12 protein-coding genes and 1 pseudogene are annotated in these 19,701 nt (G+C 50.6%); 6 read left to right on the top strand and 7 right to left on the bottom strand.

The window, feature by feature from the left end; translation table 11 throughout:
• Positions 1-76 precede the first annotated feature (76 nt).
• Positions 77-2,705 (top strand): annotated as a pseudogene (alaS, locus tag IPN95_23330) (alanine--tRNA ligase).
• Positions 2,706-2,747: 42 nt separating this feature from the next.
• Here the strand turns inward: alaS and IPN95_23325 are convergent.
• The 4 genes from IPN95_23325 to IPN95_23310 all read right to left on the bottom strand — a co-directional run bounded on the left by IPN95_23325 (position 2,748) and on the right by IPN95_23310 (position 6,820).
• Entirely contained in the window at positions 2,748-3,491 is a 744-nt protein-coding gene (locus IPN95_23325) for a hypothetical protein (protein MBK9452299.1), read from the bottom strand.
• A 13-nt stretch (positions 3,492-3,504) separates the two neighbouring features.
• The gene (locus IPN95_23320) at positions 3,505-4,923 is read right to left on the bottom strand and encodes an HD domain-containing protein (protein MBK9452298.1); all 1,419 of its coding nucleotides are present in this window, start codon (positions 4,921-4,923) and stop codon (positions 3,505-3,507) included.
• 105 nt (positions 4,924-5,028) lie between these two features.
• Entirely contained in the window at positions 5,029-6,510 is a 1,482-nt protein-coding gene (locus IPN95_23315; GenBank protein MBK9452297.1) for an NADH-quinone oxidoreductase subunit N, read from the bottom strand.
• Positions 6,511-6,661: 151 nt separating this feature from the next.
• A complete protein-coding gene (locus IPN95_23310) occupies positions 6,662-6,820 on the bottom strand; it encodes a hypothetical protein (GenBank protein ID MBK9452296.1) in 159 nt (52 codons plus the stop codon).
• A gap of 78 nt (positions 6,821-6,898) precedes the next feature.
• On the opposite strand from IPN95_23310, the gene IPN95_23305 reads away from it, so the two are divergent.
• The 5 genes from IPN95_23305 to paaJ all read left to right on the top strand — a co-directional run bounded on the left by IPN95_23305 (position 6,899) and on the right by paaJ (position 10,347).
• Positions 6,899-7,486, top strand: a complete 588-nt coding sequence (locus IPN95_23305) for a TetR family transcriptional regulator (protein ID MBK9452295.1) — start codon at positions 6,899-6,901, stop codon at positions 7,484-7,486.
• 97 nt (positions 7,487-7,583) lie between these two features.
• The gene (gene paaA / locus IPN95_23300; protein ID MBK9452294.1) at positions 7,584-8,570 is read left to right on the top strand and encodes a 1,2-phenylacetyl-CoA epoxidase subunit A; all 987 of its coding nucleotides are present in this window, start codon (positions 7,584-7,586) and stop codon (positions 8,568-8,570) included.
• A 15-nt stretch (positions 8,571-8,585) separates the two neighbouring features.
• Entirely contained in the window at positions 8,586-8,975 is a 390-nt protein-coding gene (gene paaB, locus IPN95_23295; protein ID MBK9452293.1) for a 1,2-phenylacetyl-CoA epoxidase subunit B, read from the top strand.
• A 131-nt stretch (positions 8,976-9,106) separates the two neighbouring features.
• On the top strand, positions 9,107-9,865 hold the full coding sequence (gene paaC / locus IPN95_23290) for a phenylacetate-CoA oxygenase subunit PaaC (GenBank protein ID MBK9452292.1): 759 nt from the start codon (positions 9,107-9,109) through the stop codon (positions 9,863-9,865).
• A complete protein-coding gene (gene paaJ / locus IPN95_23285; protein MBK9452291.1) occupies positions 9,862-10,347 on the top strand; it encodes a phenylacetate-CoA oxygenase subunit PaaJ in 486 nt (161 codons plus the stop codon). Before paaC ends, paaJ begins: the two co-directional genes overlap by 4 nt.
• Position 10,348: 1 nt before the next feature.
• Here the strand turns inward: paaJ and IPN95_23280 are convergent, their stop codons facing one another.
• From IPN95_23280 to IPN95_23270, 3 genes are all read right to left on the bottom strand, one after another.
• Complete coding sequence (locus IPN95_23280) at positions 10,349-10,819, bottom strand: hypothetical protein (protein MBK9452290.1); 471 nt, start codon at positions 10,817-10,819, stop codon at positions 10,349-10,351.
• Between the two features lie 346 nt (positions 10,820-11,165).
• A complete protein-coding gene (locus IPN95_23275; GenBank protein MBK9452289.1) occupies positions 11,166-16,055 on the bottom strand; it encodes a T9SS type A sorting domain-containing protein in 4,890 nt (1,629 codons plus the stop codon).
• Positions 16,056-16,315: 260 nt separating this feature from the next.
• Positions 16,316-19,546: a T9SS type A sorting domain-containing protein gene (locus IPN95_23270; protein MBK9452288.1), complete on the bottom strand. Its 3,231-nt coding sequence runs from the start codon at positions 19,544-19,546 to the stop codon at positions 16,316-16,318.
• Positions 19,547-19,701 lie beyond the last annotated feature (155 nt).

Genomic DNA, 19,701 nt, shown 5'->3' with positions numbered 1-19,701 from the left:
ACTAAAAAACTTAAACGCAAGCGGTCGTGATAATTTATCCACCGTGCAGTGTGAGAAAAATAAAGGGCTTTCCAGCATGAAAACTTCGAGCGAAATACGCAGTCAATTCCTCAAATTCTTCCAAGAACGCCAACATCTCATCGTTGAGAGTGCGCCGATCATTGCCAAAGACGATCCGACCCTGATGTTCAACAACTCCGGGATGGCTCAATTTAAGGACAATTTCTTGGGCATCAAACCACCTAAAGCCCTGCGCATCGCCGATACACAAAAATGCTTGCGCGCATCCGGCAAGCACAACGACTTGGACGATGTGGGCCACGACACCTACCACCATACCATGTTTGAGATGTTGGGAAACTGGTCGTTTGGCGACTATTACAAGACCGATGCGATTGCCTGGGCTTGGGATTTGCTGCACAACACCTTCGGGATCCCCAAAGACGACATCTATGTGACCATTTTTGGCGGCGATGAAGGCGACAATATGCCCGAAGACGTGGATGCCCTTGAAGAATGGAAAAAATGGGTGGATGAATCCCATATCTTGCGCGGCAGCAAAAAGGACAATTTCTGGGAAATGGGCGACACCGGTCCTTGCGGGCCTTGCTCCGAACTCCATGTGGACATTCGCAGTGCCGAAGAAAAAGCGAAATCGCCTGGCCGCGACCACGTCAACAACGATCATCCGCAGGTGGTGGAAATCTGGAACCTCGTGTTCATGGAGTTCAACCGCAAGGCAGACAAGTCATTGGAATCGTTGCCTGCCAAAAATGTGGACACCGGCATGGGCTTCGAACGCCTTTGCATGGCGCTGCAAGGCAAACAAAGCAATTACGACACCGACCTTTTCCGCCCGTACATCGATTTTCTGGAGAAGGAATACGGCTGCAAATACGGTCGCACCGAGGAAGAAAGCATTGCGATGCGCGTGGTCATGGACCATATTCGTTCGATTTGTTTCTGTATCGCCGACGGTCAGGTTCCTTCGAATGGCAAGGCAGGTTATGTCGTGCGCCGGATTCTGCGTCGTGCCTCCCGCTACGGATTCCAATTTCTGGGACGTACGGAGCCTTTCCTCTACCGTTTGGTCGATGTGCTCGCTGCAATTTATGCCGACGTCTTCCCCGAGGTCAATGCACAAAAAGCATTCATCAAAAGGGTCATCGAAGAGGAGGAAAAAAGCTTCCTGCGTACGCTGGAGCGTGGTACGCGCCTGTTTGACGAGTACGTCCGCGAACATCAAAACAATGTCCGCATCATCGATGGGCAATTTGCCTTCAACCTTTATGACCGTTTCGGATTCCCGATCGACTTGACCAAGGTCATGGCCAAAGAGCAAGGCTGGTCCGTGGATGAGGATACGTTTGAGGCGTTATTGAAGGCACAGCGAGACGGGGGTCGTACAGCAGGCGAAGTCAAAACCGGCGACTGGGTGGAAGTGCAACCGATGAATGGCATGCCGGTTTTCACGGGTTACGAAACCACCGAGGGAACTTCGCAGATCACCCGCTACCGTACGCTCGAGACAGCCAAAGGCAAAGTGTATCAAGGTCGTGCTTGACCGCACACCTTTTTATGCAGAGTCTGGCGGACAAGTCGGTGACACAGGCTTCCTCCGCAGCGCCAATGAAACCCTCAAGGTGCTCGACACCAAGAAGGAAAATGACCTGATCATCCATTTTGTCGAGGAATTGCCTGAAATCGCAACCGGCGAATGGGCAGCCGAGGTCGATGCCGAACGTCGTCGCCTCATCCGTGCCAACCATAGCGCGACGCACTTGCTCCACGCCGCCTTGCGCCGCGTTTTGGGCACGCACGTCGAGCAAAAAGGCTCCTTGGTCTCGGATCAGATCCTGCGCTTTGACTTCAGCCATTTCCAAAAAATGACCGATGCCGAGATTTCCGAGGTGGAGCGCATCGTGAATTCGAAAATTGCAGAAGGCATTGCCTTGTCCGAGCGCCGGAATGTCCCCATTTCGGAGGCCAAGACCTTGGGTGCCATGATGCTCTTTGGCGAAAAGTACGGCGACGCCGTGCGGGTGATCACATTCGATCCGAAATATTCCGTGGAGCTCTGCGGTGGCGTGCACGTGCAGAATACGAGCGAAATTCGCCTCTTCAAATTGGTGAGCGAAGGTTCGATTTCGACCGGCGTACGCCGCATCGAGGCTGTGACGAGCGATGGCGCGATCACATACATGGAGCAAAAATTGGCGATTTTGGAGAGCTTGACGGATTTGTTGCGCAATCCGCAGGATCCGGCCAAAGCCTTGGAAACCCTGCTCGACGCCAACAAAAAGCTCGAAAAGGATCTTCAGAAGCTGCAAGCAGCAGCAGTCGGCGACCTGAAGGAAGGTTTGCTTGCACGTGCAAAATCCGTCGGCAATTTGACGCTGATCAACGAAGTGGTAGAGGTTCCGAGCGACAAGGAACTGAAGACCTTGGCCTTTGACCTGCGCAAGGGCTTGACGAATGCGGTGATCGTGCTCGGCGCCATCTTTGATGGCAAGCCGATGCTCAACGTGGTCATCACCGAGGACTTGGATGCCGCCAAAACGGTCAATGCAGGCAACTTGATCCGCGAAATCGCCAAGGAAATCCAAGGCGGCGGCGGCGGACAATCGTTTTTTGCAAGCGCCGGCGGTAAGGATGCAGCTGGGATTGCGAAGGCTGTTGCGAAGGCGGAGGGGTTGTTGGGGTGAGGGGGTAACAATTTCTCGATGAAGTTCTATTGGTAGGAATCCCTACCTCCCATCATCATTCGGCACAATCTCCTCCCCTGTCTCGGGGTCGTAAATCTTGTCGGGATGCTTTTCCTTTTGCTCGCCTGCGGAGAAGACAATGTTCAATTCGAAGCGGAGGCCTCTGATTTTGGAGCCGTCGTAGTCGCGTAGTCCTGGTGTCGGCGCTTTGATGACGTTGTTCATGCCGACGCTGTAGAATACGCCAAATCCCACGCTGCCGTAGCCGGTCGGCCCTTCCAAACTCAATCCAAAGGGCAGTTGAAAATAGGTGCGGTTCAAGCTTGAACTGTCACCTTGTTCCAAAAAGCCTTCTCGGCGGAGGCAATACATCACCTGCGCGCCGATTTTGGGGTTAAACAGGCCAAATCGCGGCCCTACTTTGAAGTCCAACTCCAAAGCTGTCAGGCCGATGTTTTGACCAGCCCGCCAATCGCGCTGCACGACTGGAAAATTGGGAAATCCCTTTTCACGGTCATTTTTATAGAGAATATTCAGGCCGATTTGAGCGCCGCCATCCTGGAAATAGGCTTCGTAGTAAGATCCGAAAACCAGATTGCTCCACCATCCATCCACCAAAGGATGCTCCTCAGCGCGGAAAAAGTGGTTAAAATCGGACCCGAATCGAAAGCCGATTCCCCGTTGGGCATGCAAGTTGAATTGTCCCGAACCTATCAAAACGAGCAATAAAACGGCCGGCAAGAGGCTGCGACGCAAAATGGATCCTTTCATTCGCCAAGATTTCATCTTGGTAAATATCCTATTTTTCGTTGGATTTTCTGCCAAGGAGTTTTGTCGCGACATCCCTTGCCAAGTCGATCGCCGGACCTTCCTCGTTTGGAATGACACCATCCAAAATCGCTTCGCGCACAGCGCTTTTGATATGGCCGACAATCGGCCCTGGAGGTACATTGAACAGCTCCATGATCATTTCGCCCGACAATGGCGGCTGCCAGTTGCGGATGCGGTCGCGCTCCTCGAGATCGATGATCTTCTGCTCGACGAGCGCAAAGTTGCGCAGGTGCTTTTCGAATTTTTTCTCGTTACGTGTCGTGATGTCGGCGCGGCAAAGCTTCATCAAAGCGTCAATGTCTTCGCCCGCCTCAAACATGAGCCTGCGCACCGCACTGTCGGTCACGATTTCCTGAGCCAAAACGATCGGCCGCAAATGCAGCTTGACCAGTTTCTGCACAAATTTCATTTTCCCGTCCAGCGGAAGGCGCAGGTCACGGAAGATGCGTGGCACCCAGCGAGCGCCCATGTCTTCATGCCCGTGGAAGGTCCAGCCTTGCTTGGGATAGTACTTTTTGGTTGCAGGCTTAGCAATGTCATGCAACACGGCTGCCCAACGCAGCCATAGATCATCCGTCAGGGCGCAGACATTGTCCACGACTTGAAGGGTATGGTGAAAATTGTCCTTGTGACCGCGGCCATCGACAATGTCCACACCATGCAACTTCACGAAATCCGGAAAGATGATGTGCAACAGCCCGGCCTCAAACAACAAATTGAATCCGACCGATGGGTATTTGGCCAGGATGATCTTATTCAACTCCTCGGTAATGCGCTCCTGCGAGACAATCGAAATCCGGTCCTTGTTGCGCGCAATGGAATCAAAGGTCTCATCCTCAATCACAAAATTGAGTTGGGTTGCAAATCGAATGGCACGCATCATGCGCAAAGGATCGTCGCTAAAGGTGACATCCGGATCGGTCGGCGTCCTGACAATCCGGTCCCGAAGGTCCAAAACGCCATCAAAAGGATCTCCCAATTGCCCGTAATCGTCTTCGTTCAACGAAATGCTCATGGCATTGATCGTGAAATCGCGACGGATTTGGTCATCCTCCAGCGTTCCCTCTTCGACGATGGGCTTGCGGGACTCGCGGCGATAACTTTCCTTGCGGGCACCGACAAATTCGACTTGATAGTCCCCAAACATGACCATGGCAGTTCCAAAATTCTCGAAAAACGAAAATCCATCGCTGCCGATGTCCTTTGCAAATGCCCTTGCCAAGTCGATTCCCTTTCCTTCGACGACAATGTCGATGTCCTTGCAGGTGCGTCCAAGCATGTGGTCGCGCACATAGCCTCCGATCACGTAGCTGCGCACGCCCAGCTTTCGTGTCGTTTCCCGCAATTTTTCAAACAGCGGGTGCGCAATGGCGTCTTGAAGATTCATGGGTTTGTAAACAATTTCAGGAATGAGGATAACAGAAACCAACTTCGCTGAAGATTCAGCGAAAGAGGTGCAAATCTAAGGCAAAAACAAAAAAATTGGGAATCCTTACTGTACCACACCTGTCAGTGGCAAAGCCGGCATTGCAGCCTGACCGCCAATTGCACTGGTCACGTAGTCCTGAATCAAGGATGGGAACACACCAAAAGCGACGACCAAAATCACCAACAACACGATGCCCATCGTCGGCGCCATATCTTTGGATGTGACCACTTTGGGGGTATCTTTCTCGTCGAAATACATCGTCTTGACAACGCTGATGTAATAGTAAGCGCCAATGACAGAGGTAAGGATACCGATGATCGCAGGAACAATGATTCCGCTGCTGATCGCTGCCGCAAACACAAAGTACTTACCCATGAATCCAGCCAAAGGCGGAATACCGGCCAATGAAAAGAGGAATATCGAAAGTGCAGCGCCCAACCAAGGATTGGTGCGTCCAAAACCCTTCCAACTGGAAAGATTGTTGTCTTCTGTCGTCGTTTCGGCCATGCCGACCAATCCGAAAGCACCGATGTTCATCAGCGTGTAGATCAACATGTAGAAGATCACGGCCTCAATCCCGCGCTCGCCGCTCGTAATGGCAAGCAATACATATCCGGAGTGAGCGATGCTGGAATAAGCCAACATACGCTTGAGATTGGACTGACGGGCAGCCACGATATTTCCATAAATCATTGTCAGCAGCGCGCAGCCCAAGATAACGTACTGCAACTTGTCGTCGCCGGCGATGGCAGGATGCAAGTTGATGAACATCGCCAAGGCGATAAATGCGGCTGCCTTGCTCCCCGTGGCCATAAAGCCGGTGAGGGGAGTTGGCGTTCCAGAATAAACGTCCGGGGTCCAGGCGTGAAAGGGAAATGCACTCACCTTAAAGAGGAAACCGATGATCAGCATTCCCACGCCAGGGTAAAACAATGGACTAGTGACGAGGCGACCAAAGTCCATGGCACTGAAATTCGTTGAACCTGCGCCACCGTAAATCAAGGCGATACCATAGACAAAAAAGCCGGTAGCAAACGCGCCAAGGAGGAAGTATTTGAGGCCGGCCTCGTTGCTGCGTGGATCCTTTTTGTACATAGCCGCCATCACGTAGAGGCAAATGGACATGGTCTCCAGACCAATAAAGGTCATAATCAAATCATTGGCATTGGCCAACATGACCATTCCCGTCAAGGAGAAGACCAGCAAGGCGTAGATGTCGTACACCTTTGCCGGCTGCCTTTTCATGAAATCCCCCACAAAAAAGAGGGTAAAAAGTCCGGAGATACATAAAAAGATGTGAACCAACGCCGATGTGCTGTCGGTACGCATCATGTTGTACATGGAAAATGGTTGGAGCGTGCCGCCCATACCTTCCAAAACGGGTGGCAAAGCCAACACGCAGGAAGCCAAAACGCCAAGTCCGGCCACCCAACCTAGGGGTTGGTGAATTTTGAAGGCATCCAACAACATCAGCAGCAAGCCCGTGAAGAGCAGCACCAAGATGGGCGAAACCATCAATACATCATTACCTGAGACAATATCCATGCCTTGAGAGCTCGAAAATTTAATGCCTTACAACCCCAGAAATGGGGCGAAAAGGTACAATCGGCGATAAAATTAGCATATCCCCCAATAGATTCAAAAAAGCCTTCATAGATTTTTACCCAATATGATGTGGATTGCTGTCAGAATCTGCTCAAGTCCTGATCACCTGCACTTTACCGTCAGGAAATACCTTCCACATCCACAAGGGCTGTGCGGTGATGCTTTCAGATTGGCGCAAAAACAATCTGCACAATTCATTTTCCAGAAAATGCGATGCCGCCGGCAACAAGTCCTTCGGGCTGGGATTCATGATAAATATCAACCCGCTTGACATTGTCGTTTTTTTTTTCGACTATTGCCTAACGAATGCTAGGTAGGCTGATTCAAAATGGCAGTAAAAGCAGTTGCGGAAAGAAAAACGCAGATTTTGGCCGCTGGCGAAAAGCTGTTCAATGAAAAAGGATACTTGGCAACGAGTGTTCGAGATCTTGCCGATGCCGTTGGCATGGAGGCCGCAAGCCTTTACAGCCATTATAAAAGCAAGGAAGACATCCTTTGGACGATCGCGGACCGTTGCGCCAACGAGTTTTTCGAATCCGTCAAGCCCATCGCCAATTCGAAGTTGCATACCCAGAAGAAATTGACCGATATGATCGTCGCCCACGTTGGCGTGATTACCCGCAACATTGATGCCTCAGCAGTGTTTTTTAGAGAATGGCGCCATATTGGTGAGCCACGCAGGAGCGAATATGCCATGCTGCGGAATGAATACGAATCCATTTTCAAGGAAGTCGTAAGGCAAGGCATTCAGGAAAACCTCTTCAAAAACTACGACGAAGGATTCAGCACGCGTACCATTATGAGTGCGCTGAATTGGACGCATACCTGGTATCGCGCCGATGGCGAACTCTCGAGCGAAGAAATCGGGCAGCACCTCGCAGGCATTTTGCTGAATGGGCTTGTAAGAACTGTCTGAGTGGAGAATTGAGAATTTTTCGAGATATTCAAATTACACTCCAGCGTATAAATCCCACTGATAACTTTTCACTAATCACTTTTAACTTTTAACTTCTATGTACGGAGCGTTGACAGTCACAGAGTTTGACAATTTTGGAAAAGAACTGAAGGACGAAGATCCGATCCGGTTGGAAGAGTTTCAGGCCAAGATCGACCGCGGCGAGAAGATCGAACCGCAGGATTGGATGCCTTTTATGTACCGGAAGCAGCTCATTCGCATGATCGAGCAGCACGCACACAGCGAAATCATCGGTGCACTTCCTGAAGGAACTTGGATCACACGTGCACCGGGCTTCCGTCGCAAATTGGCGCTCATGGCCAAGGTGCAGGACGAATCCGGTCACTGCCAATTGCTTTACAACGCCGCCGAAACTTTGGGCAAATCCCGCGAGGAAATGATCAATGACCTGATCAGCGGCAAAAGCAAATACAGCAACGTATTCAACTACCCGGCAAAAACGTGGGCAGACACCGCGGTGATTGCTTGGCTCATAGATGCCGGCGCGATTGTCAATCAGACGATTAACGCAAAAGGGAGCTATGGCCCCTATTGCCGCGCCTTGGAGCGGATTTGCTACGAAGAATCCTTTCACCTGAAATATGGCCACGATTCCGTGGTTCACTTGGCAACCGGCACTCCGACGCAGCGCCAAATGGTGCAGGAAGCCTTCAACCGCTGGTGGAAACCCATCATGCACTTCCACGGGCCACCCGACAAGGCGAGCCAACACACGGAAGTGCTCGTCAGGTGGAAAGTCAAAATGGCCACCAACGACGAAATGCGCAACATTTTCCTCGATACCTACGTGCCAAAGATCAAGGAACTCGGTTTGGTGATTCCCGATCCGAATCTTCACAAGGATGCCGACGGTATCTGGCAGTTTTCGGATCCGGATTGGAACGAGTTCTACGAAGTCATCAATGGCAACGGCCCTTGCAACGCCGAGCGCCTCGCTGTGCGTCGCATGGCCGAAGAAAACGGTGCCTGGGTCAGAAATGCACTTAAAGTTTACAGCGGTGCTTATGTCGCTCCATTGTCCTAATTCATCCGCGAAGCAATGAAAATCAATTCACTGGATCCCCGCATCAGCCGTTCAGATCTGCCTGAGGAAAACGAATATTCGCCCAAGGTCGAGCTCGATCAGTTTGAGACCTACGAGGTTTTTCATCAGACCTCGCGGGGTGCGCAACATGTGCATGTAGGCAGCGTACACGCGCCCAATGCAGAACTCGCATTGATCTTCGCCAAGGAGCAGTATGCCCGGCGGATGAAATGCGTGAACCTTTGGGTCGCAAAAACGAGCGCGATTTCGGCGACGAGCTACGACGACTCTGATATGTTTGAGCCAGCCCTCGACAAAAGCTACCGCGAGGCATTCGGCTACAAAAACAAGCATATCATTCAGAAGTTCAACGCGGAGCAGAATTTACAGAATTCTCAGAAATAGGCTTTGTGCTGAATTCTGGGCTGCTTTGTAAAGCTGCTGTCCTTTGGTGTAATCGGTTTTATAACATTTTTTCAAGGATCAGTTGAATTCAACCCCTACCTTGATTCCGTAAATTCTGAGAATTCTGCTCCATGAATGTAGAAGCTATCAAAGACCTGCTCTATCGCATCGGCGATGACGATTTGATCCTTGGCCACCGCCAAAGCGAATGGACCGGCATCGGGCCAATCTTGGAAGAGGACATTGCCTTTTCCTCTATGGCACAAGACGAAATCGGCCATGCTCAAGCCTATTATGTGATCCTCAACGAGTTGTTTGGCGAGCCCACACCCGACCAAATCGGCTTCGGCCGCAAGTCGGATGCTTTCAGGAGCAGCCAATTGGTCGAGTATCCGATCGGCGACTATGCCTTCAGCCTGATGCGCCATGCCTTGTATGACTTGGCAGAAAGCATCCGTTTGGAGGAATTGACGCGCTCGAGCTTCAGGCCTTTGGCTGAATTGGCGAAGAAACTGCTTCGCGAGGAACGCTACCACTACTTGCATGCGACGACGTGGCTCAAGCAGCTTGGTCGGGCAACAGACGAGGCCAATCGCAACCTGCAAGCAGCACTTGATTTCGCGTACCCGATCGCATTCAGCCTTTTTGAGCCGACTGCCCAGGATGCTGCAATTTTTGCGGATGGCATTCAAGCACCCGAATCAGAATTGGAAGCCCGCTGGGTGGAAGCTGTCGAGGCACTCATGAAAGAATGCGGATTGAAAGTCCCGAATGTTGCTGATAAAACAGCCCATTATGGTGGCCGTCAAGGCAAGCATACACCGCATCTGGAGAAATTGCTCGCTGAAATGGACGAAGTTTTTGCCATCGACACCAACGCAGTCTGGTGATGATCACCCAAGACGAAGTCTACGAAGCCTTGCAGGAAGTCAAGGATCCCGAGATACCTGTGATTTCCGTCGTGGATTTGGGGGTGATTCGTGACGTCCTGATCGATGAGAATGGCGCGGTTGTCGTGCAACTGACGCCGACTTTTGCTGGCTGCCCTGCGATCAACCATATGAAGGAAAACATCGTGCAGGTGCTTACCGCGCATGGTGTAAAAGAAAGTCGGGTCGACGTCATGTACAATGAACCTTGGTCGACCAACCTGATCAGCCCGCGTGGGCGGGTGCTCCTGAAAGACTTCGGCCTTTCCCCTCCTCCGGCCTTCGATGGGATGCTTACTTTGGAGGTCTTGCAGAATGCGGTTTGTCCCAAGTGCTCCTCCAACAATACCTTTTTGATTTCACCTTTTGGTCCGACGGCTTGCCGTGCGGTACACCATTGCCGGAATTGTCAAGAAACGTTTGAGCAGTTTAAGCCGCTGTAGGCTATAAAATTGCCTGGATTTGGATGCTCCGTCCATTTGTCGCATTTAAAACCATTCGCATGGGACATTCTTCGTTTGCAAGCGGACATTTAAAATCGTGGGGGATCAAGCCATTGTCCAAACAAGCCTTTGCTGCGGGATGTGCCATGCAAACATGGAAAACACGGTAAACGGGCGCTGTCGTTGATTGTCCGGTTTCGTTGAAATATTGATCAAACAATTCGTCGTCGTCAAACTCAGCAACGTCCACGTCATCGCCTTCCCTAAAGGATCCCTTGAAGATATAGCCGCGATCAGCATCAAACCCTACCAATACTAAACCTTTGGCATCCTTTTCCAAGGATTCCTCCCAAAGATCACCGAACTCGCGTCGTTCTGACTCTGAAAGGTTGAGCCACCATTCCTCAGCATGGTCACGACCAGAATCGGGTAAAATCTTGATCAAGTCGGGGATGGTCCTGTAATTGTTCATCGCTGACGAATGTAAAATCGAATTTCGAAGAGAAGACTCAATTTTCAAAATAAGGAAAGCGGTGATTCTTCATCACCAATAGCTTATCCAAAAAACTGGAACCCCGACTGAGAAGGTCGGGGCCCATGAATGCTCAATAGCATTCCTCTCTATAAGTCGTGTAATGAAACTAATGGAATTTCCTTCGACCGCACTCTCCTACCCCTCGAAGGACTAATTAAGAACATTCTCCAGCAAAAATCAAGGGACGTTAAAAAGTTGTGGCCCGAAAATCCTGAGAATTTTCGGGCCACAATCAGGTTCCAGGCATTTTCGAAGCCAAAAACCATCCTTCAAGTTGCGAAGGCTATTGAATGACCAACTTTTGGAAAATGCGCTGACCGCTGGACTCCAGCGTTAGCACATAAACACCCTTGCTCAAATTGCTCAAATCGAGATCACCTTGATAGCTGACGGCGCGGCGCAATTGGTCTTGGTAGACCACCTTTCCGCTGAGATCCATCACGCGCAGATCAACATCGCTGCGTTTGTGCAATTCCAAATACAAATGGAAAAGGCCATTCGAAGGATTGGGATAAATGTCCAATGAAGCAGCAAACGAGGCATCGTCGACTTTCACATATTGGTTGACATCGACCATAGTGGTAGTTGTATCGCGACAGAAACCATCGGTCACAATCAACGTCACGGTGTAGACGCCCAACGCAAGGTAGGAATGAACTGGATTTTGCAGTGTGCTGGTCTGGGCATCACCAAAGTCCCAAAACCAAGTGGTTACGCCTCCGGTGCTTGCATCTGTGAAGGGTACAGGCGCATAGAGGTTAGCCGTGGCTTGCGCCGAAATTCCTGCATAGACCCCAGGCACCTGCGACAAAATGATATTGTCACCTGCAGTGCATCCCAAGCCATCGGTCACGGTAACCGAATAGGTTCCCGGCTGATTGACGACCACCGACTGCGAGCTTGCACCGTTGCTCCAGAGATAGGTCATCCCTGGATTACCTGCATTCAAGGTTTGGGTACTGTTGTCGCAGATGTTGGTATTCGGTCCGAGATTCACTGACAGCGTGCTTTGCGTGACGGAAATGGTATCATGCCCGACGCACCCACCTTGGTTGGTAACGCTCACAATGTAGGTTCCCGCTGCAGAAACGGTGATCGTCTGCGTCGTTGCACCTGAACTCCAGGCATAAGTACTACCTGGATTACCGGCATCCAATGTTGCCGTTTGACCTCCACAGAGCAGAAGGTTGGGACCCAAGGCGACCTGCGGTGTCGAACCCATGGTAATGGTGATGTTATCAACCGTCTGACAACCAGCACCGTTGGTCACGGTCACCGAATAGGTTCCTGACGAATTCACGGTGATGGTCTGGGCATTGGAACCTGTACTCCATTGATAGGATGCACCCGTGTTCCCAGCATCCAGTATTTCAGGACCGCAAGCGGTATGATTGGGACCCAGGTTCAATACCGGTGCCTGCAAAATGTTCATAAACACGCTATCCGTGGAGACGCAGCCTTGGGCGGAGGTCACGGTCACAAAGTAGCTGCCAGGCGATGTGATGACCACGATTTGCGTCGTTGCCCCAGTATTCCATTGGTAGGTCGTCCCTGTTGGCCCAGCCCCAGCATCCAATAACGCGCCTGCACCCAGACAGAATGTCGTGTCAGGCCCCAATTCGAGGGTCGGATTTGCATTCAGATTCACCAAAACGCTATCTGTGAGACTACATCCCGCTGTGGTTGTCACCGTCACGAAATACATGCCTGCGTTTGCAGGAGTGGTGGTTTGCGTTTGTGCACCGTTACTCCATTGATATGTGCTTCCCGCATTTTGAGCATCAAGGATCGTTGTATTGCAGACCGTCACGGTATCACCTTCATAGGCAAGCATCGGAAGGCTGTCAATCACGATGTAGACCGTATCCGTAGCACGGCAATTGTTGGAATCAATCACATAAACCGAATAAAATCCAGTCGTATCTACGTTGGTAAATGGCAAATATTGATTGACACCGCCCCACTGAAACTGCTCGAATGCGACCGTATCTGCATAAATGACTTGTGATCCGCAGTAGGCAGTATCAGGTCCAAGGCTCGTGCTTACCGTGATACTTGTGAACTCATCGGCTCCCATATCAGGCGTCGAAAGCGAGCGTGTTTGCTTGTCAATATCCAAATTGATGCCCAAAGGCGTACCCAGGTTGTCGCTAGGGCTGCAAACAAGATGCAAATTGGTAGGTCCGACAAAGCCCGGATCATCACTGACCGAATTCACATTTACCAGCGGAGCACCTTGCCTCCAAGTAAGAAACGATGCGTAGGTGATGCCACCCCAAACCGCGAATTGACTACCACGCGAGTGATACAGGTTGTAGTCCAATCTTTGAACGGTTGCCGAATTTGCCGCGTAGAAAGTCCTGCCTCCGATGCCGGGGAAAGATCCTCCTGCATCAAAAATATTGTTTACAAAACGTAGGCTGTCCACGGTAGGTGGGCTGCCGACCACGTAAACGACATAGCCACTGTTATCACCCAGATAGATACTGTTGTGGTAAACATCAATGTCTTTGCTGGATGCCATGTAAAGGCCATAGGCGGTTCCTGTACTTTGAAAATTGCCTCCGATCATGTTGTTGACGATGCGACCGGTACCTGAGTTATTCGCATTGCCAAAGTTCAAATAGACGCCATAGTTGCCTACAGAATGAACAACGTTGTCTTCGATACGGAAGGAGCCTTGCGCATAGTAGGCATAAATCCCATACGACGACGTGCTGAATGTTCCCGAGGTCCTACTGATGATCGTATTCCCACGGAATTCAGGCGTGCTTTGGTAGTAAGAATAGATTCCGTAGTAGTAGAAATGACTGATCTTGTTGTTGAGAATCCGGTTTCCATTACAATAGGCGGTTGTACTGATCCCATTGATCCTCACACCGTAGTATCCGCCACGAATCACGTTATTGCTCACAGTCAGATCATTGGCATGATTGCCGTAGGTGGAATAGGTGGTTCCGGAGGAAAGCACACCGATATGATAGGCAGATGTGGCATTCGCGGGCATCACCAAGGCACAACTGTCGATGGTGACATTGTTGGCACCGTTGGTCAATTTGAAACAGCTACCGTAGGTTACCCCCAAGGAATTCACTTTGATCCCCCTGAAGGTGACATAATCCGCGCTGTCCAAGGTAATGATCGAGCCGTTGGCCGTCGAAATACTCGCTTGAATCGTCACCAACGAAGTATCGCCACCGTCGATGGTTACGGTGTTGATGGAAGAAACACCATTGATGTGACCAATGGTAAATGATTGGTTGTAAACGCCTGGCACGACATTGACGAGCACCGGACCTGAAATTCCACAACCGCCAAGCGCGGCACTGAGATCATAAAAATTGTTGTAATTGGTACCACCCGTGGCAAGGCCGCCATTGACAGTGTAGGTACCTGACATTCCCGTGCAAACACTCAGGCAAAGCTGATCACTCCCGTCAGGATCTCCCAACAACTGCGGATTGATGCGAACGCAGAAGTTGTAGTTGCCGGCTGTAGAAATCGTCCAAGGCGTTGTAAAGGTAAATGTCTCCTGATTTCCGATCGCTCCCAAGGTGGTAGGCGTAAAAACCTGCGTGACGGGCCAAGTAGCACCACCATCGGTTGAATACTGAAGGGTTACCGGCGTTCCATTCTGCGAATTGCCTCCATTGTTTTGCAACCTGACCTGCACTGAATTTGCACCAATGGTAGGCACCAAGGGGTTCACCAACTGTGCGATGTCCAAGTCCACAAGTGGAACATTAAATTCGTCAGCACCTACATCCTTGATCAAATCCGGCGGAAGTGGCCGTGTGTTGCCGTCGATATCGTTGGTAACTGCGGGAATATTGACCGCCCAGTTGCTCAAAGGCGCTCCAGTTGTATGCAAATCCGTGTTGGAATTGTAGTTGGGCCAACCAACCTGGCAATTCTGATTGAATCCTGGATAAGCCAGTTGCAACGCTGGCAAAGTGGCATAGGCTGCTTGAAAATAAGCAAGCGTATTGCCTGCCGTGTAATAGTTGTTGTAATCACAAGAAGCCAATGCAGTCGTCGAGGTGACGTACATGGCATAACTCGCGGAGCCCGCGACCGTCGTTGCAAAGGAGTTGTTCTGAATGTTCAGGTCATTGCTCGTACCCAAGACATAGAGGGCCCGCGAACCAGATCCGGAGCTGTTGTCACACAAAACACTGTTGTGGTAGATATTCAAAAAACGGTTGGTCGTCAGGTAGATGCCGTAGCTAGTTCCCGTGGTTTGAAAACCACCTCCAATCATGTTGTTGGTGAGATTGGCGGGGTTGTTCATATTGAAGTTGGTGCCAATCAAATAAACACCATAAAGACCCGCTCTTTGAATTGAATTCCGTGAGAAGTCAAACTGCGAGCAATAACGCAACTGCGCACCATACCCCGATGCGTATCCGTTTCGCATCAGAATGGTGTTTTGCGAGGCATTCATCAGGTTGATGTAGCTGATGTACATACCTGAATAATAAGCATCTGTGATCGTATTCCCAGTCATGGTAAGACCAGTCGCTTGCGTGCCACTTGGGCCATTCACGGTCACACCAATGTAGCCTCCGATGATCGTATTGTTGATCAAGGAAAGATTGGAGGCAAACAAACCCAGGGTCGTGTAGGTCGTTGCGGCACAAATACCCACTTTTGTAGAACCTGTGGAGGTACTGGGGAGAACGATGCGACATCCATTGATAATGTTGTTGTCTGCTCCTGCAAGCAACTGCACACCAAAGCCAAAAGTCGCTCCCGGATTGGCAATTCCAAGGTTCAGAAATCGAATGTAGTCCGCACCATTCAGGCGAATGGTGTAATCACCGGAAGTGACGCTTGACCAAGTGATCACGCGGGTCAATGGGTCCACCCCATCAAAAGTGATCGTATTGAGCGGCGATGCACCCGTAATGACGGGGATCAAAATCTGCTCATTGTAAGTTCCTGCGGCCACGGTGAACACAACCGGACCTGAGACTCCGACTCCATTGGCGGGTCCACCGTCAGCCCGCACACCAGAAACCATGTCTGAAACTGCCGAAGAAAACGTCAGGTAATTCGTCCCGGTGGCTGGTCCCGACCCGATGGTATAGGCACCATTCAACGCCGCAAAAACGCTGCCTGAATACAAGAAAAGCAAGGCTAAAAGTGAATAAACGCGCAAAAGTTGATTCATTTTGTGATCCTTAAATTACGAACGCTTTAAGAATCTGCAATTTAGCCAAATGCATGGTTTTAAGCAAGCTTTTCGATGAAAGCCCCGTATTCAATGGCCAAATTCACGACATTCAAGTTGACGTGATTGCTTGGAAACAAGACCACGATGTCGCGAACGAAGCGCTATCCTCTACAGCTGGGATTGTCTTTGCCACAAAAAACAAGTTCGCCTCAGTTTTGGACTGAGGCGAACTATAGAAGAAAGAATCTAAAGCGCGATTATTGAATCACGAGCTTGCGGTAGATTTTATTCTCTCCCGCTTGCAAGGATAGGATATAAACGCCCTTAGAAAGATCTTTCAAATCAATTTCACCCTTGTAGGTAATTGCTTTACGAACCAATTCGGCAAACACAACCTTGCCACTCAGGTCAGTAACCTTGATTTCAAGGTCATTGCGCTTGAAGAGTTCAAGATAAAGATTGAAGAGGCCATCAGAGGGATTGGGGTACAGGTTGATTGCAGCTGCAAAGCTGCTTTCGTCCACTCCAACGTAGTTGTTCACGTCAATCGTCGTTGTGAAGGTATCACGGCAGAAGCCATCCGAAGCGATCAACGTCACTGTGTAAAGGCCAATCGCACTGTAATTGTGCACCGGATTCTGTTGGTTGCTCGTCAATCCATCGCCAAACCACCAAGTCCATTGCGTGGGGTTACCCGTGCTGATGTCGGTGAACTGAACGGGGAAGAACAAAGATGCCGTCGAAGGTGCGCTAATATTGGCATAGACACCCGGTACTTGGGACAAGATGATATTATCGCCTGCACTGCAACCCTGTAGATCGGTAACCGTCACGGAATACGTGCCAGGTTGGGCGACCACGATCGACTGTGAACTTGCGCCATTGCTCCACAGGAAGGTCATTCCCGGATTTCCAGCATTCAGCGTTTGGGTACCATTGTCGCAAATATTGGTATTTGGACCAAGGTTGACGGCCAATGTCGAAACTGAAATCAAAATGGTGTCTCGACCGGTGCAGCCATTGGCGTTGGTGACATTGACGATATAGGTGCCTGCAGTCGATACCGTGATCACCTGAGACGTTGCGCCCGTGCTCCAGAGATAGGTGCTACCCGGATTGCCAGCATCCAAGGCCGCTGTTTGACCATTGCAAAGCAATTGTGGCGCGCTCAATGAAACTGTCGGAACCGTACCAATCGTGATGCTGACCACGTCGGTGGCCGCACAACCGTATTGATTGGTCACGGTCACGCTGTAGTTACCTGCCGTGGAACCACTGATGGTCTGCGTTGTCGCACCTGTACTCCAGAGATAGCTTGTGGCATTTGGACCAGCATCCAAGGTAAAGGCGCCACATTCGACGCGATTGGGTCCCAAATTGACACCCGGGGTCGGGTAATGGAAAACCTCAACGGTATCGACGGCAGCACATCCGCCAGGGGTTGTCACGCTTGCACTATACTGTCCTGCCGAAGTCACCACCAAAACTTGGGTTTGACTTGAGGTATTCCATTGATAGATTGTTCCAACCGGACCCGTGCCTGCATCGAGAATAACGGGGGTATTGGCACAAACCGTGGTATCAGACCCGAGGCTCAAGGACGGAGGCGTGAAAATGGTCAATGTCATCGAATCCGTTTTCTGACAACCTGCAGAGTCGGTGATTTCTACCCAATACGTGCCACCCAAGGTTGCAGGGTAGGTTTGCGTCGTGGCGCCAGTGTTCCAAACATAGCTTGCGCCGTTGTGGAACAACGCGTCCAACATCACCGTGTCGCCAGGGCAAATACTTGAGTCAGGACCGATATTCAAATATGGATTCGACAAAGAAACCAATACCGAGTCATAGTCATAGAACCCGTTTGAGTCGGTAATTTTGACGATTTGAAGACCAGTGTTGTTTTGGGTGATCGTTTTGTAACGGGTCGTTTGACCACCGGGTGTCCACAAAAATGAGGCATAGGGACCGGCGTCCAACACGATCGTATCGCCGCCACAAAGCAACTGATCAGGACCCAAGTTGCAAACCGGGCCTTCAGCGATTCTGAAGTCATCAAATGCAACACCGTCGGCATTTACAGAACCATCGGAAGCAAAAGTCATACGGAAGCGGATGGAACCCAAACCAGCCAAGCCGTCGAGTCTGTGCGCTGCCGTGACCCAACCACCTGAACCGCTGGTATTTCCGAAAGCACCGCCCGTCCAGCCTTCGCCAGAACCACCTGGTTGACCCACGATCGTATTGTCATTGTACCAGTTTCCCGGATCCAAATAGGCTCCGACATTGACCCATGTATTGCCAAAATCCGTTGAGGACTGAAGGTTTGTACCGTCCCAACCAAATTCGGAGGCCCACCAGATTTTCATGGAGACCCAAGGGTTCTGAAGGGTTGCAAAGTCAAAGCAGGGGCCAAGCACATACGATTGCTCGTTGTTGTTATAGGGCGTAGTACCTACACCACCTGTGACGTAAGCCTTTGTGCCGGATGCCGCGCCAATAATCGTCGTCTTGGCAGGCGTACCATAGGCCCAAGTATTCGCTGTGCCGCCAGGGAGCCATCCACCATTGCCGGCTTCAAAATTCTCGAAATATGGATAGGTTGAAACCCCGGGAATACCCGTAACGACTTTGGTAACAGTGTCATTGCCACCGTATGCATCTCCCGCAAGCGAGGTCCATGACTTGATCGTGTATGTGCCAGGCACACTCAAGTTGGCAGGAACCGCAAACGTATGGTTGGTAGAGGCACCCGAAACGAGGTTGCCGGTCATCGGGGCGATCACCGGAGCACCGCCATTGACACGGTAGCCAACGTTCCAAGCCGTTTGTGTGTTGGTTCCAAAATTGGTCACAGTGATCTGAACCTGCTCTGTTGACGTCAAGTTACAACCTGAGTTGGGGTTAATGATCACGGTCGCACCCATATCATTAGGTGCAGATGGAAGCACGTTGACGGTGTAATCCTCGGTTTCGCCCCATGTGTAAGTACCACAGGAATTGACGGATCCAAGTGTACCGGTTTCCACCACCACTACACGCAAACGAGCTGGGCCAAGCAAGGCTGCAAACGGCACTGTGAAAGGCGTAGTGAAGGTATTGGTGGCTGGTGCTGGACCAAATGCCGCGATCTGCTCGTTAGGATCGAGAAAATCAAAATCATGGTTCCAGTCAACATAGGCTTTACCGTATTTGGTGTAGTTACCTCCACATGTTCCAGCCGTCACGGTGATGGAATAATTGCTACCAATCGTGAGATTGGTGCTTTGAGAGGTGAAATTGCTGTAAGATGCGCAAACACCCAAGGTGCTGTTGTTAATCGTATTGACCTGTACCAGGCCAATATTGGAGTCAAAGGTGCTCGTCGCGTTGGATGCACAGTACTGTGCATTGGCGCTCGAAGCAGCTCCTAAAGCAAGCAATAGCAAAAATGATGAACTTCTAAAGCGGGCAAGCAAGCCTTTGGATAAAGTCGTAGATTCTCTCAACATGTCTTTATACTAAATGACCAATCACAAATGTAAAGAATTTCGGTTTCAAATCCACATGTCACGACATGTACCTTCACGCCAAGGAGGCTGTTTTGGTGGCGAACGGTAAAAATTGGTGCTTGTATGGTTTCAAAGAAGAGAATGAATATCTTAGC

The sequence above is a fragment of the Bacteroidota bacterium genome (genome assembly GCA_016718825.1).
Taxonomy (GTDB): Bacteria; Bacteroidota; Bacteroidia; order J057; family JADKCL01; genus JADKCL01.
Note: the sequence above shows the minus strand (reverse complement) of the source record. Positions and strands in the feature narration are given on the sequence as shown.